Genomic DNA, 16,417 nt, shown 5'->3' with positions numbered 1-16,417 from the left:
ATGTGCGTGTGTCGGGTCAGGATGATCCGTACAGGGGCGGGCCGTTGACCCAAAGGAGTGCCCGCCCCGTAGCGGGTCCGTCAGTCGGCGCGCTGGTCGCTGCGGAGCCGGAACCAGTAGAAGCCGTGGCCCGCCAGGGTCAGCAGGTACGGCCACTCGCCGATCGGCGGGAAGCGCACGTCTCCCGTGAGCTCCACCGGGACCCGCCCGTTGAACGACCTCAGGTCCAGTTCGGTGGGCTGCGCGAAGCGGGAGAAGTTGTGCACGCACAGCACCAGGTCGTCCCCGAACTCGCGCAGGAACGCGAGCACCGCCGGGTTGGACGAGGGCAGTTCGGTGTACGAGCCGAGGCCGAAGGCCGGGTTGGCCTTGCGGATCTCGATCAGCCTGCGGGTCCAGTGCAGCAGTGACGAGGGCGACGCCATGGCCGCCTCGACATTGGTGACCTGGTACCCGTGGACCGGGTCCATGATGACCGGCAGGTTCAGCCTGCCCGGATCGCAGGAGGAGAAACCGGCGTTGCGGTCCGGGGTCCACTGCATGGGGGTGCGTACGCCGTCGCGGTCGCCGAGCCAGATGTTGTCGCCCATGCCGATCTCGTCGCCGTAGTAGAGCACCGGCGAGCCGGGCAGCGACAGCAGCAGGGCGGTGAACAGCTCCATCTGGTTGCGGTCGTTGTCCAGGAGCGGGGCGAGCCGGCGCCGGATGCCGATGTTGGCCCGCATCCGCGGGTCCTTGGCGTACTCGGCGTACATGTAGTCGCGTTCTTCGTCCGTGACCATTTCGAGGGTGAGCTCGTCGTGGTTGCGCAGGAAGATGCCCCACTGGCAGCCGTCCGGGATCGCCGGGGTCTTGGCCAGGATCTCGGAGACGGGGTAGCGCGACTCTCTTCGCACGGCCATGAAGATGCGCGGCATGACGGGGAAGTGGAACGCCATGTGGCACTCGTCCCCGCCCTTGGCGAAGTCGCCGAAGTAGTCGACGACGTCCTCGGGCCACTGGTTGGCCTCGGCGAGCAGCACGGTGTCCGGGTAGTGCGCGTCGATCTCGGCGCGGACCCGCTTGAGGAGCTCGTGGGTGCGCGGCAGGTTCTCGCAGTTGGTGCCCTCCTCGGCGTAGAGGTAGGGCACGGCGTCGAGGCGGAACCCGTCGATGCCGAGGTCGAGCCAGAACCGCAGCGCCGAGATGATCTCCTCCTGCACGGCCGGGTTCTCGAAGTTGAGGTCCGGCTGGTGCGAGAAGAAGCGGTGCCAGTAGTACTGCTTGCGGACGGGGTCGTAGGTCCAGTTGGAGGTCTCGGTGTCGATGAAGATGATGCGGGCGTCCTGGTACTGCTTGTCGTTGTCGGCCCACATGTAGTAGTCGCCGTAGGGCCCGTCGGGGTCCTTGCGCGACTGCTGGAACCACTCGTGCTGGTCGCTGGTGTGGTTCATGACGAAGTCGATGATCACCCGCATGCCGCGGCTGTGCGCGGCGTCCACGAACTCCACGAAGTCGGCGAGGTCGCCGAACTCGGGCAGCACGGAGGTGTAGTCGGAGACGTCGTAGCCGCCGTCGCGCAGCGGTGAGGCGAAGAACGGCGGAAGCCACAGGCAGTCGACGCCGAGCCACTGGAGGTAGTCCAGCTTGGCGGTGAGCCCCTTGAGGTCACCGACGCCGTCGCCGTTGCTGTCGTGGAAGGAGCGGACCAGGACCTCGTAGAAGACCGCCCGCTTGAACCAGTCGGGGTCGCGGTCCTTGGCGGGGGTGTCCTCGAAGGTGTCGTGGACGGGATCGTTGATCAGCATGTGGTGGGTGACCCTCCGGTGGGCGGGGACGGTCGCAGGGCGGCCAGGACGTGCGCGGGAGTACGGCCCGGTTCCAGGCGCACGTAGTTCGCCCTGCCCCAGTGATAGGTATCGCCGGTGAGCTCGTCGCGCACCGCGAGGGACCCGTGCCAGTCGAGGCCGAGTACCGGCATGTCCAACGAGACCGTCGCCTCCTGGGTGTGGTGCGGATCGAGGTTGACGACCACCAGTACGCAATTGCCGCCGGAGTGCTTCGAATAGGCGATCACCTGTTCGTTGTCGGTCGGGTGGAAGTGGATGTCGCGCAGCTGCTGGAGGGCGGGGTTGCGCCGGCGCAGCCGGTTCAGGGCCGTGATCAGGGGGGCGATCGTACGGCCCTCGCGGTCGGCGGCGGCCCAGTCGCGCGGACGCAGCTCGTACTTCTCGGAGTTCAGGTACTCCTCGCTGCCCTCCCGGACCGGGGTGTTCTCGCAGAGCTCGTAGCCCGCGTAGACGCCCCAGGTGGGGGAGAGGGTGGCGGCGAGGACCGCCCGGACCTCGAAGGCGGGCCGGCCGCCCTTCTGGAGGTACTCGTGGAGGATGTCGGGCGTGTTCACGAAGAAGTTCGGCCGCATCACGGACGCCGAGCGGTCGCCGGACAGCTCGGTCAGGTACTCGGTCAGCTCCGCCTTGGTGTTGCGCCAGGTGAAGTACGTGTACGACTGCTGGAAGCCGACGGAGGCGAGCGCGCGCATCATCGCGGGCCGGGTGAAGGCTTCCGCCAGGAAGATCACGTCGGGGTCGGACTTGTTGATCTCCGCGATAACCTTCTGCCAGAACACGACCGGCTTGGTGTGCGGGTTGTCGACCCGGAAGATGCGGACCCCGTGCTCCATCCAGTGCCGCAGGATCCGGACCGTCTCCTCGACGATGCCGGCCATGTCCGCGTCGAAGTGGACCGGGTAGATGTCCTGGTACTTCTTCGGCGGGTTCTCGGCGTACGCGATCGTCCCGTCGGCGCGGTGGCGGAACCACTCCGGGTGCTTCTCCACCCACGGGTGGTCGGGGGAGCACTGGAGGGCGAAGTCGAGGGCGATCTCCATCCGGAGGTCGCGGGCGCGCGCCACGAAGGCGTCGAAGTCCTCCAGGGTGCCGAGCTCGGGGTGGACCGCGTCGTGCCCGCCCTCCGGGGAGCCGATGGCCCATGGCACACCCGGATCCCAACTCCCCGCGGAAAGCGTGTTGTTGGGGCCCTTGCGGTAGGTGGAGCCGATGGGGTGGATCGGCGGCAGGTAGACGACGTCGAAGCCCATCGCGGCAATGGCCGGCAGCCGTTCGGCGGCGGTGCGGAAGGTGCCGTGGACCGGGGCCCTGCCCGGCTCGACCACCGCTCCCTCCGAGCGGGGGAACATCTCGTACCAGGATCCGAAGAGGGCCCGCTTGCGTTCGACGAGCAGCGGCAGCGGCTTGGCGGCCGTGACCAGCTCCCGGTACGGGCGGCGGGCCAGCGCCGCGTCGACCGCGGGTGCGAGCGCCGCCTCGTACCGCAGCGCGGCCGGCCGGTCCTCGTCGCGCATCGCGTCGGCCGCGGCCAGTACGGCCTCGCGGCCGTCCCGCTTGGGGATCTTCGCCGCGGCCCGCTCGTAGAGCTCCGCTCCTTCGAGGAGCGTCAGCCCGGTGTCGAGGCCGGCCGGGATCTTGATGGCGGCGTGGGCCCGCCAGGTGGCGACCGGGTCGCTCCACGCCTCGACGGTGTACGTCCACCTCCCCTCGACCTCGGCGGAGACCCGCGCCCCCCACCGGTCGGTGCCGGGGGCCAGTTCCCGCAACGGCACCGGCGGACGCAGCCGCCCGCTCGGGTCGCGCAGTACGACATGGGCGGCGACGGCGTCGTGGCCCTCTCGGAACACGGTGGCGGAGATCTCGAAGACCTCGTCCACGACCGCCTTGGCGGGTCTGGCGCCGCAGTCGACGGCGGGGCGGACGTCCAGCACGGGAATGCGACCGATCATGATGGGATCACCTGGGGGCAGTTCGCAGGGCTCGGTGACGGTCCAGCCGGAATCGCGGCTGGTAGTGCACGCTCTGTTCGCTCTGTTTCTAGCCGCTCGGAAGACGGCTGGGCTGCGGGCATGGCCGCTCCTGTCCGCGTTCACTCGGGTGGCGGGGAAAGGTTGTGGGCGGGTGCGCCGTGCGTGTACCGCGTGTACCCGCTCAGCCCTTCCCACTCTCACCCCGCCCAATCCGCACCGTCGGTTAACTACTCGTACGTAGTGGGACGCGGGCGGAGGGGGAACGGCTCGGCCCGGCCCCGCATCCGCCGAGGCTCCGTCAAGTCGGTGAGGATGGACCGATGGACAGCGAAAACACCCTCGTCACGCAGGCCCCCACAGCCCCTCCCGCCCCATGGGGCGGGGCCCCTCAGCCGGTGTTCGGCCTCCCCTGCGGGATGGTGCTGCGGCCCTGGCGCGAAGCCGACGCCCCCGTGCTCGTCACCGCGTACGAGGACCCCGACATCCGGCACTGGAACCGGCCCGCGCCCGAGACCCGGGAGTCGGCGGCGGCCCGCATAGCCCGCTGGAACCGGCGGTGGGAAGAGCGGGCGGCGGCGGTCTGGGCCGTGTCGGCGGAGCCGGCCGCCCCGGCCGTCGGCCTGATCGGGCTCGCCGACTTCGACCCGGAGGGCGCGGCCGCGGAGTTCCTGTACTGGCTGCTGCCGGCCGGGCGCGGGCGGGGCGTCATGCCGCAGGGGGTGGCCGCGGTGGCCGGCTGGGGCTTTCGCGAAGCGGGCCTGCACCGGCAGCGGATCTGCCACTCGGTGGCCAACCCGGCGTCCTGCGCCGTCGCGCTGAAGGCTGGCTTCCCGCTGGAGGGCACCATGCGCGGCGCCCTGCGGCACGCCGACGGCTGGCACGACGAGCACCTGCACGCCCGCCTCGCGACGGACGCCTGACGGACCGGGCGCGGCGGGACCGGGCGCGGCGCGGCGGGGCGGGACCGGGCGCGGCGGGCCCGGGCGCGGCGGGCCCGGGCGCGGCGGTGCGGGACGGGACGCGACACGAAGGCGCGGGACGGCGCGGTGCGGGAGGCGCCATGGCCGCCGCGCGGTTCCGCGGCTAGCCTTCCGGGATGCGACGCGCGGGTGCACAGCGTGGTGCGGTCGCTCCGATCCGTCATCCCCTGCGAAGGTGGAACGTGTGAAGGCTATCCGTCGATTCACCGTGCGCCCCGTCCTCCCCGAACCCCTCATGCCGCTCGCCGACCTCGCGCGCAACCTGCGCTGGTCTTGGCATACGGAAACCCGCGAACTCTTCCAATCCGTCGACCCCGAGGGCTGGCAGGCCGCCGGCGGCGACCCCGTCCGGCTGCTCGGCGCCGTACCGGCCTCCCGGCTGGAGGAACTCGCCGCCGACCGGCGGTTCCTGCGCCGGCTGGCCGTGACCGCCGCCGACCTCGACGACTACCTCCACGGCGGCAGGTGGTACCAGACCAACGAGAACGCCGCCGATTTCCCCGCCGCCATCGCCTACTTCTCCCCCGAGTTCGGCATCACCGCCGCCCTGCCCCAGTACTCCGGCGGCCTCGGGATCCTCGCCGGGGACCACCTCAAGGCCGCCAGCGACCTCGGCGTCCCCGTCATCGGCGTCGGCCTGCTCTACCGGCACGGCTACTTCCGCCAGTCCCTCTCCCGCGACGGCTGGCAGCAGGAGCACTACCCGGTGCTCGACCCCCACGAGCTGCCCCTGTCCCTCCTGCGCCACGAGGACGGCGTCCCCGCCCGGGTGGCGCTCACCCTGCCCGGCGGGAGGTCGTTGCACGCGCACATCTGGCAGGCCCGCGTCGGCCGGGTGCCGCTGCTCCTGCTCGACTCCGACGTCGAGGACAACGACGCCGGCGCCCGCGAGGTGACCGACCGGCTCTACGGCGGCGGCAGCGACCACCGCCTCCTCCAGGAGATGCTGCTCGGCATCGGCGGCGTCCGCGCCGTGCGGACGTACTGCCGGATCACCGGCCACGCCGAACCCGAGGTGTTTCACACCAACGAGGGACACGCCGGCTTCCTCGGACTGGAACGCATAAGGGAACTGGACGTCGAGCAGGGCCTCGGCTTCGACGCCGCCGTCGAAGCCGTGCGGGCCGGGACCGTGTTCACCACCCACACCCCCGTGCCCGCCGGCATCGACCGCTTCGAGCGCTCGCTCGTCGCCCGCCACTTCGGCGACGGCGGCGAACTGCCCGGCGTACCCGTCGAACGGATCCTGGAACTGGGCGCCGAGTCCTACCCCGGCGGCGACCCCGGGGTCTTCAACATGGCCGTGATGGGCCTGCGGCTCGCCCAGCGCGCCAACGGGGTCTCCACCCTCCACGGCGCGGTCAGCCGGGGCATGTTCGCCGGGCTCTGGCCGGGCTTCGACCCCGCCGACGTGCCCATCACCTCCGTGACCAACGGCGTCCACGCCCCGACCTGGGTCGCCCCCGAGGTCATGCGGCTCGGCGCCCGCCAGATCGGGGCGGGACGCACCGAGGACGCCCTCGCCGTGGGCGCCTCCGCCCGCTGGGACGCCGTCGCGCAGATCGCCGACCAGGACGTGTGGGACGTACGCCGGACCCTGCGCGAGCAGCTCGTCCAGGAGGTCCGCGACCGGCTGCGCGCCTCCTGGAAGCAGCGTGGGGCCGCCGACGCCGAACTCGGCTGGGTCGACGGCGTCCTCGACCCGGACGTGCTGACCATCGGCTTCGCCCGCCGCGTGCCCTCGTACAAGCGGCTCACGCTGATGCTGCGCGACCCGGAGCGGCTGCGCCGGCTGCTGCTGCACCCGGACCGCCCGGTGCAGATCGTGGTCGCCGGCAAGGCGCACCCGGCCGACGACGGCGGCAAGCGGCTCGTGCAGGAACTGGTCCGCTTCTCCGACGACCCGCGGGTGCGCCACCGCATCGTGTTCCTGCCCGACTACGGCATGGCCATGGCACAGAAGCTCTACCCGGGCTGCGACGTCTGGCTGAACAACCCGCTGCGCCCGCTGGAGGCCTGCGGCACCAGCGGGATGAAGGCCGCCCTCAACGGCTGCCTCAACCTGTCGGTGCTGGACGGCTGGTGGGACGAGTGGTTCGAGCCCGACTTCGGCTGGGCCATCCCCACCGCCGACGGGCTCGGCACGGACGAGGAACGCCGCGACGACCTGGAGGCCGGAGCCCTCTACGAACTGATCGAGGAGCGGGTCGCTCCCCGCTTCTACGACCGGGACGGGCGGGCCGGGCTGCCGGTGCGGTGGATCGAGATGGTCCGGCGCACCCTGGTGTCCCTGGGCCCGAAGGTGCTCGCGGGGCGGATGGTGCGGGAATACGTGGAACGCCTCTACGCCCCGGCCACGCTCTCCCACCGGGCCCTGACCCCCGACGCCGCGCAGGAGCTGGCCTGGTGGAAGGGGAGGATCCGGGCCTCGTGGCCGCGGGTGGCCGTCGAGCACGTGGAGGCCGTCGCCGCCGCGCCCGTCGGGGGCACCGCCGAACTGGGCGCCACCCTCACGCTGCGGGTGCGGGTCGCGCTGGACGCCCTCGCGCCGGAGGACGTGGAGGTGCAGGCCGTCGCCGGGCGGGTCGACGCCCAGGACGTGATCCGGGACGGGCGGGCCTTCCCGCTCAAGCCCGCCGCCGGGCCCGACATGGAGGGGCGCTGGGTGTACGAGGGCCCGCTCGCGCTCGACCGGACCGGGCCCTTCGGCTACACCGTGCGGATCCTGCCGACGCATCCGCTGCTGGCGACCCCGGCCGAACTGGGTCTGGTTGCGGCCCCGGTGGACACCGACGCGCCGGGCGGCGTACTGCTGCGCTGACCGCGGCGGCGGGCGGGGCCGGGCGGCCTCAGGGGGCGGGCGGCGGATCCACCAGCCGCCCGTCCTCGACCAGCATCCCGGCCCGCTTCACGCTGCGCAGGGCCGGGATCACCTCCACCTGGCCCACCCCGTCCACCGCGCCGATCTTCTCGGTCAGGTAGGTGTAGAGGGCGTCGGTGTCCCGGCACACCACCACCGCCATCAGGGAGGCCGCCCCGGTCACGGCCGCCGCGAAGGGCACCTCGCGGTGGTCGGCCAGCGCGTTCCCCACCTCCGCCAGCCGGGCCGGCGGCACGGTCAGCACCAGCGTCGCCTCCGCCTCGTAGCCGAACAGTTCGGGCACGAACTCCACGTCGAAGAAGAGCGCCCCGAGGTCCCGCAGCCGCTCCAGCCGCCGCCGGGCGGTGGACTCCGACAGCCCGGTGGCCCGCGCCAGCTCCGGATACCCCGCGCGGCCGTCCCGGCCCAGGACCGCCAGCAGCGCCGACTCCGCCGCGTCGAGGACGTACCGCTGCGGGCCGGGCTCGGCCCGGGGGCGGTGGAGGGCCGCGATCTGGTCGGGGCGCAGCTCGTCGACGCCCGCCCACGCGTCGGGTCCGCCGAAGAACTTGCGCAGGATGGTGTGGGCGCTGATCCCGGTGACCCGGCGGGTGCGCGGCAGCTTGTCCAGCAGCAGGGCGTCGCGGTCCCTGCGGGTACGGGCCCGGGTCATGCAGTGGATCTCCGTGCCGCCGGAGTTCAGGGTCACCCAGGCGATGTCCGGGCGCCGGGCGAGCGCCTCGGCCACCGGCAGCGCCGCGTCGGGGGCGCACTGGATCCGCAGCCAGGACTCGAACAGCCCGACGCGGCTGCCCACCGGCAGCCCGACGACGCGGACCAGCCCGGCGCTCCGCAGCCGCCGGTAGCGGCGTACGACGGTCTGGTCGGAGACGTCCAGCACCTCGGCGATCCGGCTGAAGGGGGCCCGGCCGTCGATCACCAGGGCCTGGATCAGGGAACGGTCGATACCGTCCAGCTGCTCGTCATTCATGGTTTCCATCATGACGGCTCCGCCCATGAGGGAAATCCGGCACGAAGAGGTCTGTGGGTGGGGTTCCGGGGCGGCCGCTGCGAGCGTGGTGGCAGGCGGGGGCGCTCCCCGCCCCACCCCCCCCGACACGAGGAGACCCCCCATGCGTAAGTGGCTGCCGCTGACGGCGGTGTGCCTCGGGGCCTTCATGCTCCTGGTCGACGTCACCATCGTGACCGTCGCCCTCCCGGACATGGCCGCCGACATGCGCACCGACTTCGCCGGCCTCCAGTGGGTGATGGACGTCTACGCCCTCGCCCTGGCCGCCCTGCTGCTCGGCGCGGGCTCGCTCGCCGACCGGATCGGCCGCCGCCGCGTCTACCTCGGCGGACTGGTGCTGTTCGCCGCCTCCTCCCTCGCCTGCGGGATCGCGGACGGTCCGGCCGCCCTGATCACCTTCCGCGCCGTGCAGGGCGTCGGCGGCGCGGCCATGTTCGCCACCACCATGGCCCTGCTCAGTGCCGCCTACCAGGGCCGCGACCGGGGCGTCGCCTTCGGCGTGTGGGGTGCGGTCAACGGTGCCGCGGCCGCCGCCGGCCCGGTCATCGGCGGGCTGCTGACCGAGCACTTCGGCTGGCGCTGGATCTTCTTCATCAACCTCCCCGTCTGCGCGCTGGCCGTCTGGGTGACCCTGAAGGCGGTGGCCGAGTCCCGCGACCCGCGTGCACGGGGGCTCGACCTGCCCGGCATGGCCACCTTCACCGTCGGGGCCGCGGCCCTGACGTACGCCCTGATCCGGGTCGGGGAGAACGGCTGGACCTCGGCCGCCACCCTCGGGCTGTTCGGCCTCGCGGCGGCCGCCTTCGCCGCCTTCGTCCTCGTCGAACTGCGCGGCGCGCGCCCGATGCTGGACCTGTCGCTCTTCCGCAGCCCGGTCTTCGTGGCGGTGATGGCCGCCGGACTGCTGCTGTCCGGCGCGGCGTTCTCGTACCTGATGTACGTCTCCCTCTGGCTGCAGTCCGCCGAGGGGATGAGCCCGGTGGGCGGCGGCCTGGTGCTGCTGCCGATGAGCCTCGCCGGCTTCGTCGTCGCGGCGCTGGCCGGGCGGCTGCTGCACGGGGCGTCGCCCCGGCTGACCATCGGCGGCGGGCTGCTGCTGATCGGGGCCGGCGCGCTGCTCCAGGCGTGGATGCTGGACGCGGGCGACGGCTGGACCGCGCTGGCTCCCGGGCTGCTGGTCAGCGGTGTCGGGGTGGGCATGGCGACCCCGGCGCTGGCGGCCACCGCGATGGGGGCGGTGGCCCCGGCCCGGGCGGGCATGGCCGGCGGCGTGCTGAACACCGCGCGGCAGCTGGGCACCGCGCTGGGGATCGCGGTGCTGGGCGCGGTGTTCCACGCCGGGCTGGCGGACGGGCTCGGCGGGCGGCCCCGGGAGCTCGCCGACGCCCTGGCCTCCGGCGGGGCGGGGCGGCTGCTGGCGGCGCCGGGGGCGCGGGAGTGGGTCGACGCGGCCTTCGCGAGCGGGCTGCGGGACACCTTCCTGGTCTCGGGGGCGATGGGCCTGGCGGGCGCGCTGGCGGTGGCGCTGCTGGTCCGGCGCCCGGCCGCGGCCGGGACCCCGGTCCCGGCGCAGGGTGGTGCTCCGGCGGGTGCTCCGGCCGCCGCTCCCGCGTCCGGGCGGACCTCCGCCTGAGCCGCCCCGGCGCCCGTACGGCCTTACCGCCGTACGGGCGCCGGGCTGTTCCGGGGGGCTCCCCGGGAGGGTGAACCTTCGAACGCACTGTGCATGGCGGGGCCGTCGGCGGGCGGTCCGCTCCTAGGCTGCCCGCGGACGTCCACCGGACCCGGTCCCCACGCCCCCCGAGCCCCCCATGCCCCCAGGAATGGACCCTCACATGCGTCTTCGCTCCACCGCCGCGGCCGCGCTCCTCGCCTCCTTCGCGCTGGTCCTCCCGGCCGCCGGCCAGTCCCTGGCCCATGACCGCCACGACCTCGGCGAGATCCACTACCGCTTCACGGACGACGACGGGGACGTGCGCCGCAGGACGATCGAGCCGGCCGACCTCGACACCTGCTACCGGCTGACGGGCACCAGCCGCAACCATCCCGCCTTCGCGGTGCAGAACGACACGGACGCGCTGGTCCTCGTCTTCCGGGGTGACAGCTGCGGCGGCGAGGCCCAGGAGGTGCTGCGCCCGGGCGAGCACGCGCGCGACCTGAACGCCCGCTCGGTCTTCCTCAAGCCGGACGAGCACCACCACGGCCGCCACGACGGCGACGACGACTGGGACGACGACGACCGCAGCATGGTCCGCCCCGGCCAGGGCCGCTCGATGACCCCCGGCGACTTCATGAACGACGTCTTCCGTTCGATCGGCTGACCAACCGTCCCGCCGCATGGGACAGGGCCGCCCGGGGAGGTTTCCTCCCGGGCGGCCCCGTGGTTTCAGCGCTTCAGCGGTGGTTCACTTCCTGCCCCGAGGGGGTCAGAAGGTGAGCTTCCAGCTGTCGATCTTGCCGGTGTCCAGGCTCGCGTTGTCGTTGACCCGGAGCTTCCAGACGCCCTGGGCGACCTCGGAGGAGGCGTTCACCGTGTAGCTCTTGACGATGTTGTCCGCACTGCCGCCGGAACGGTTGTGCAGGTTGTAGACGGAGCCGTCGGGCGCGACCAGGTCGACCTTCAGGTCACCGATGTAGGTGTGGACGATGTTGACGTCCACCTTGAGGGTGCTCGGCGCGTTGCCGGTGCGGGTCACCGTGATCGGGGACTCGACGGTCGCGTTGTCGGCGATCGCGTAGTCGTTCGTGTTCTCGAACACGTTCTGCTGCGCGGTGCCGACGGTCCAGGTGAAGGACGCCGTGCCTGTCTTGGACGCGGAGTCGGTCACCGTGACGGTCACGTTGGACGTGCCCGCGGTGGTCGCCGTACCGGAGATCAGACCGGTCGAGGAGTTGATCGACAGGCCGGCCGGCAGGCCGGTGGCCGAGTAGGTCAGGGCGCCCGGGTTGGTGCTGGTCGCCTGGACCTGGAGGCTCACCGCGGTGTTGATCTGGGTGGTCTGGTTGGCGATCGCGGTGACCGTCACGCCGTCGTTGATGCGCGGGCCGACGTTGATGGCGGCCCAGGCGTTGGCGACGTTGTTGTACGTGGCCGAACCCTGGCCGTACAGGTCGGCGGCGGCCTTCAGCGTCTGGACGCGGGCGTCGGCGTAGTTGGTGTTGGACTTGAAGTAGCCCACCGTCAGCGCGCGGAACCAGATCTTCGCGGCGGCGTCACGGCCGATCGCGGTGACGGGCAGGCCGTCGGAGGTCGGCGAGTCGTAGCTCACGCCGTTGATGACCTTCGCGCCGGAGCCCTCGGAGGCCAGGTAGAACCAGTGGTTCGCCGGACCCGAGGAGTAGTGGACGTCGATGCCGCCGATGCCCGAGTACCACGCGTCCTTGGAGCCGCCGTCCTTGCTCGGCTTGTCCATGTAGCGCAGCGGGGTGCCGTTGCCGTTGATGTCGATCTTCTCGCCGACCAGGTAGTCGCCGACGTCCTGGGGGTTGTTGGCGTAGAACTCGACCGCCGCCGCCATGATGTCGGAGGTGGCCTCGTTCAGACCGCCGGACTCACCGCTGTAGGTCATGTTGCCGGTGACCGAGGTGAGGCCGTGGGTCATCTCGTGCGCGGCCACGTCGGTCGAGGTGAGCGGCTTGTTGTTGCCCTCGCCGTCGCCGTAGGTCATGCAGAAGCAGGAGTCGTCCCAGAAGGCGTTGACGTACGCGTTGCCGTAGTGGACCCGGGTGTAGGGGGCCACGCCGTCGTTGCGCAGGCCGTTGCGGCCGTGGACGTTCTTGTAGTAGTCCCACGTGACCTGGGCGCCGTAGTGGGCGTCCGCGCCGGCGGTCTCCGCGTTGGAGGCGAGACCGTTGCCCCAGATGTCGTCCGGGCCGGAGAACAGGGTGCCGGTGCCGGAGGTGCCCCGGTTCAGGTTGTAGGTCTTGTGGCTGCCGCGGCCGGCGTCGGTGAGCGTCCAGTTGCTGCCCGACTGCGAGGTGCCGAGGGTGACCTGACCGCTGTACTGCGTGTTGCCGGTGCCGGTCTGGACGCCCTGCCACTGGGTGATCTTCGCGCCGGTCTTGGCGTTGGTGATCACGTGCAGCTGGCTCGGGGTGCCGTCGTCCTGGAGGCCGCCGACGACGGTCTCGAAGGCGAGGACCGGGACGCCTTCGGCCGCCCAGATCACCTTGCGGGCGCCCTTGTCGGCCTTGGTCTGCTTGGAGCCCTCGGCGTTCGCAGCCGAAACGGCCTGGCCCTCGGCGGCGGACGGGGTGACGGTGGCGTTCGTGTCCGAGACCTTGATCTCGTGCTGGGTCGCCTTGGTCACGCTCTTGGTGACGCCGTCCTTGGCGTGGACGGTGAGGTCACCGCCGAGCACGGGCAGACCGTCGTAGGTCCGCTCGTACGTGGTGTGCGTGGTGCCGTCCGCGTCCTTGACCACATCGCGGACGACCAGCTTCTCGCCGCCACCGAGGCCGAGCGCCTTGGCGGCCTGGGCGGTGGTCGAGTTGGCCTCGGCCAGGAGCGTCGCACGCTCCGAAGCGCTGAGTTTGGCGGCCGCCGCGCCCGGGTTGGGCTGGGCAGCGGTGCGGGCCTGCGACGCGTTGGCGTCGGCGGCGGCGGTGGCGGTACCGGCCTGCATGCCTACGGCGATCAGGGCGGCCGCGGCTATGAGGGCGCCGGCCGCAGTGGCACGCCGCTGGGGGGTGGGACTCAACGCAGACTCCTTCTGCAAGGGGGGTTCCGGATGGCTGGGTGGGCCTCCGGGCAGATCAGGGCTGGTGCGATGAACGGATCGAAGAGTGCCAGCTGTTTGCCCCGATGTCAGGGCCACATCAAAAGGTTGGCCGGAAACAGTTCGTTGTCCGAAGATACGTATCCGGTATCCGAACCATTCACCTTTGTGTGGGAGGGGAACCGCCGACGGCCGGAACGGTTGCTACCGGCTGTTAACACTTGGGCAACAAGGGGTCCCGTTAACCCGAACGGCATTTACCGTACGGGTGTTTGTCGTACTGTTTCCCGGTGCTCCACGTGTTCGCTGTCAGGGGAAGCAGTGGACAGGAGGCATCGAAACAGACCACGTGCCAGGGGGGACCATGAGGCATGTCCGTTTTCCTGAGCAAAGAGAGGCCTCCGGGGCGGCCGGGCCCCAGGGGCCGGCGGCGGTCCCGCCGCGGCGGCTCGGGGACAAGGCACGGTGGTACCTGCCCGTGGCCGTCACGGCCGACCTCGTCGGCGCCGCCGTGCCCGTCGGCCTGGTCTTCGACGCCGCCGGGCAGGCCAGACCCCTGCACTGCGCCCTCGGCGCGGCCCTCGCCTGGACCGGAGTGCAGGCGCTGCGCCGGCGGTACGCGGACCGGGTGCTCGGAGAGTCCCGCGGAGTGCTCCCCGTACTGCACGACTGGCTGATTCTGATCGGCGTCCTGGCCGTGGTCCGCGTGGTGACCGCGGAGGAGACCCCCCGCCTCGCAGCCCTCGGCGCCCTGCTGCCCGCACTCCTCGTCACCGTCGCCTGCCGCAAACTGACGTACCGCCACCTGTCCGCGGCCCGTCGTGAGGCGCAGGCCGTCAGCCGGGTGCTGGTGGTCGGCGAGCCCGCCGCCGCCGAGCACGTCATCGCGCACCTCGCCACGCGCACCGACCACCCGTACGTCGCCGTCGGCCTCGTCCCGGTCGGCGGGGGCCCCCTCTCCGGCGGCATCCCCGTCGCGGCCAGGCTGGACGCCTCGATGCCCAAGGCGCCGAACCGGGACGCGTCCGCCGTGCTGCGCGCCGTCCGGCGCCACCACGCCGAGCTGGTGCTGGTGGCGCCCGGGGCGCGGTTCGCGGGGGAGCGGCTGCGGCGGGTGGCCTGGGCCCTGCACGACGAGGGCCTCGAACTGGCCGTCTTCCCGGGCCTGGTGGAGGTGTCCGTCAAGCGGCTGGAGACCCTGTCGGCGGGCGGGCTCGCCGTCCTGCGGGTCGCGCCGCCCGTACGGCGGGGGGTGCAGCCCCTGCTCAAGGCCGTGCTCGACCGGGTGGGGGCGGCCGTCGGGCTGCTGCTGCTGTCGCCGCTGTTCCTCGCGCTCGTCCTGGCCATCCGCCTCGGCTCGAAGGGGCCCGCCTTCTACAGCCAGCGCCGCGTCGGCCGGGACGGGGTGCCCTTCGTCATGTGGAAGTTCCGCACGATGGTGACGGACGCCGACCGGCTCAAGGCCGGGCTGGCCGGGGCCAACGAGAACGACGGCCCGATGTTCAAGATGCGCCGCGACCCCCGGGTGACCCGCGTGGGCCGGCTGCTGCGCCGCACCTCCCTCGACGAACTGCCCCAGCTGGTCAACGTGCTGACGGGCAGCATGTCGCTGGTCGGCCCCCGCCCGCCGCTGCCCGAGGAGGTGGCGGAGTACGACGAGGTCGAGCTGCGCCGGCTCACCGTGCGGCCCGGGATGACCGGCCTGTGGCAGATCAGCGGGCGGTCGGACCTGTCCTGGGACGAAACGATTCAGCTCGACCTGCAGTACGTGGACAACTGGTCCTTCACCAGCGATGTCGACGTGATGGGCCGTACGCTCCGCGCCGTGGTCGACGGCCGCGGAGCGTACTGAGGGGACGTGCGGTGACGTCAGTCCTGGTCGAGCCACCAGCGGTAGGTGGCGTCGATCCCGTCCCGCAGCGCGATGCCCGGCTTCCAGCCCAGCGAGGCCAGACGGGACACGTCGAGCAGCTTGCGCGGGGTCCCGTCCGGCTTGGAGGTGTCCCAGGCCAGCCGGCCCCGGAAGCCGGTGACCTCGGCGACCGTCTCGGCCAGCTCCCTGATGGTGAGGTCCTCGCCGCAGCCGATGTTGACGGGCTCGTCGCCGTCGTAGCGTTCCAGCAGCACCGCGCAGGCGGCCGCCAGGTCGTCCACGTGCAGGAACTCCCGGCGCGGGGTGCCGCTGCCCCAGAGGACGACCTCCTCGCGCCCCTCAGCGGCCGCCTCGTGGAAGCGGCGGATCAGCGCCGGCAGCACGTGCGAGGACTGGAGGTCGAAGTTGTCGCCCGGGCCGTAGAGGTTCGTGGGCATGGCCGAGACGAACGAGGCCCCGTACTGCTTGCGGTACGACTGGACCTGCACGATCCCGGCGATCTTCGCGAGGGCGTAGGCCTCGTTGGTGGGCTCCAGGGGGCCCGTCAGCAGGGCGTCCTCGGTGATCGGCTGCGGGGCCAGCTTCGGGTAGATGCAGGAGGAGCCGAGGAACAGCAGGCGGCCCACGCCGGCCGCGTGCGCGCCCGCGATGACGCTGAGCTGGATCCTGAGGTTGTCCTCCAGGAACTGCACGGGGTACGTGCTGTTCGCCATGATCCCGCCGACCTTCGCGGCGGCCAGCACCACCGCGTCCGGGCGGACGTCGCGCAGGTACGCCTCCGTCGCCGCGGCGTCGCGCAGGTCGAGGTCGGCGCGGCCGCGCGTGAGCACCTCGTGGCCGTCGGCGGTGAGGCGGCGCGCGACCGCGGACCCCACGAGGCCGCGGTGTCCGGCGACGAAGACGCGGGCGTGCGGGGGGAGGAGGGGCGGGGTGCTTGTCATACCGCCGATGATGCCAGTCCGCTGGCCGCGGATTTCGTGGGGCCGGGCTGCGCGTCCGGGGCCTCGGGTTGCCGCCCTGGGGCCGTCGTTCGGCCGCCGCGCCGTTGCCGGGGGCTCCGCCCCCGGACCCCCGCGCCTCAAACGCCGGCGGGGCCGGGTCGGGCCTGCGGGAGGGGTTGGGCGGCGGTCCGGGTTGGGCCTGCGGGAGGGGTTGGG

General features: G+C 72.3%; 10 protein-coding genes. 5 read left to right on the top strand and 5 right to left on the bottom strand.

Annotated features, from left to right (window positions below; translation table 11 throughout):
• Positions 1 to 80: 80 nt before the first annotated feature.
• Together treS and ABD973_RS09220 are read right to left on the bottom strand one after the other, a co-directional pair.
• A complete protein-coding gene (gene treS, locus ABD973_RS09225) occupies positions 81 to 1,787 on the bottom strand; it encodes a maltose alpha-D-glucosyltransferase (RefSeq protein ID WP_125603012.1) in 1,707 nt (568 codons plus the stop codon).
• Positions 1,781 to 3,778, bottom strand: coding sequence for an alpha-1,4-glucan--maltose-1-phosphate maltosyltransferase (locus tag ABD973_RS09220; RefSeq protein WP_125822546.1), 1,998 nt, complete (start codon positions 3,776 to 3,778; stop codon positions 1,781 to 1,783). Before ABD973_RS09220 ends, treS begins: the two co-directional genes overlap by 7 nt.
• A 341-nt stretch (positions 3,779 to 4,119) precedes the next feature.
• Here ABD973_RS09220 and ABD973_RS09215 point away from each other — a divergent pair, with 341 nt between their 5' ends.
• Complete coding sequence (locus ABD973_RS09215) at positions 4,120 to 4,719, top strand: GNAT family N-acetyltransferase (RefSeq protein WP_125822547.1); 600 nt, start codon at positions 4,120 to 4,122, stop codon at positions 4,717 to 4,719.
• A gap of 244 nt (positions 4,720 to 4,963) precedes the next feature.
• Positions 4,964 to 7,600, top strand: a complete 2,637-nt coding sequence (glgP, locus tag ABD973_RS09210; RefSeq protein ID WP_345499729.1) for an alpha-glucan family phosphorylase — start codon at positions 4,964 to 4,966, stop codon at positions 7,598 to 7,600.
• 28 nt (positions 7,601 to 7,628) lie between these two features.
• Here the strand turns inward: glgP and ABD973_RS09205 are convergent, their stop codons facing one another.
• Positions 7,629 to 8,630 carry an Lrp/AsnC family transcriptional regulator gene (locus tag ABD973_RS09205; RefSeq protein ID WP_164720962.1) on the bottom strand — a complete coding sequence of 334 codons (1,002 nt, stop codon included), beginning with the start codon at positions 8,628 to 8,630 and terminating at the stop codon, positions 7,629 to 7,631.
• Between the two features lie 142 nt (positions 8,631 to 8,772).
• Between ABD973_RS09205 and ABD973_RS09200 the strand changes: the two genes are divergently transcribed.
• Positions 8,773 to 10,302 carry an MFS transporter gene (locus tag ABD973_RS09200; protein WP_125822549.1) on the top strand — a complete coding sequence of 510 codons (1,530 nt, stop codon included), beginning with the start codon at positions 8,773 to 8,775 and terminating at the stop codon, positions 10,300 to 10,302.
• A 202-nt stretch (positions 10,303 to 10,504) separates the two neighbouring features.
• Positions 10,505 to 10,990 carry a hypothetical protein gene (locus tag ABD973_RS09195; RefSeq protein ID WP_125822550.1) on the top strand — a complete coding sequence of 162 codons (486 nt, stop codon included), beginning with the start codon at positions 10,505 to 10,507 and terminating at the stop codon, positions 10,988 to 10,990.
• A 105-nt stretch (positions 10,991 to 11,095) separates the two neighbouring features.
• On the opposite strand, the gene ABD973_RS09190 is transcribed toward ABD973_RS09195, so the two are convergent.
• A complete protein-coding gene (locus ABD973_RS09190; RefSeq protein ID WP_125602902.1) occupies positions 11,096 to 13,369 on the bottom strand; it encodes a M4 family metallopeptidase in 2,274 nt (757 codons plus the stop codon).
• A 382-nt stretch (positions 13,370 to 13,751) separates the two neighbouring features.
• Here ABD973_RS09190 and ABD973_RS09185 point away from each other — a divergent pair, with 382 nt between their 5' ends.
• Positions 13,752 to 15,239 (top strand): sugar transferase, encoded by a 1,488-nt coding sequence (locus tag ABD973_RS09185; RefSeq protein WP_345499723.1) that lies wholly within the window; start codon positions 13,752 to 13,754, stop codon positions 15,237 to 15,239.
• A 17-nt stretch (positions 15,240 to 15,256) separates the two neighbouring features.
• Here ABD973_RS09185 and ABD973_RS09180 read toward each other — a convergent pair whose 3' ends face one another.
• Positions 15,257 to 16,201, bottom strand: coding sequence for a GDP-L-fucose synthase family protein (locus ABD973_RS09180; RefSeq protein WP_125822552.1), 945 nt, complete (start codon positions 16,199 to 16,201; stop codon positions 15,257 to 15,259).
• Between the last annotated feature and the right edge of the window lie 216 nt (positions 16,202 to 16,417).

Source organism: Streptomyces racemochromogenes, assembly GCF_039535215.1.
Taxonomy (GTDB): Bacteria; Actinomycetota; Actinomycetes; order Streptomycetales; family Streptomycetaceae; genus Streptomyces; species Streptomyces racemochromogenes.
This window is presented reverse-complemented; position numbering and strand designations above follow the sequence as displayed.

Excerpts from the sequence above, each read along its gene's own strand:
- treS (WP_125603012.1), bottom strand. The coding sequence starts at position 1,787 with ATGCTGATCAACGATCCCGTCCACGACACCTTCGAGGACACCCCCGCC.
- ABD973_RS09220 (WP_125822546.1), bottom strand. The coding sequence starts at position 3,778 with ATGATCGGTCGCATTCCCGTGCTGGACGTCCGCCCCGCCGTCGACTGC.
- ABD973_RS09215 (WP_125822547.1), top strand. The coding sequence starts at position 4,120 with ATGGACAGCGAAAACACCCTCGTCACGCAGGCCCCCACAGCCCCTCCC.
- ABD973_RS09205 (WP_164720962.1), bottom strand. The coding sequence starts at position 8,630 with ATGAATGACGAGCAGCTGGACGGTATCGACCGTTCCCTGATCCAGGCC.
- ABD973_RS09200 (WP_125822549.1), top strand. The coding sequence starts at position 8,773 with ATGCGTAAGTGGCTGCCGCTGACGGCGGTGTGCCTCGGGGCCTTCATG.
- ABD973_RS09195 (WP_125822550.1), top strand. The coding sequence starts at position 10,505 with ATGCGTCTTCGCTCCACCGCCGCGGCCGCGCTCCTCGCCTCCTTCGCG.
- ABD973_RS09185 (WP_345499723.1), top strand. The coding sequence starts at position 13,752 with ATGAGGCATGTCCGTTTTCCTGAGCAAAGAGAGGCCTCCGGGGCGGCC.
- ABD973_RS09180 (WP_125822552.1), bottom strand. The coding sequence starts at position 16,201 with ATGACAAGCACCCCGCCCCTCCTCCCCCCGCACGCCCGCGTCTTCGTC.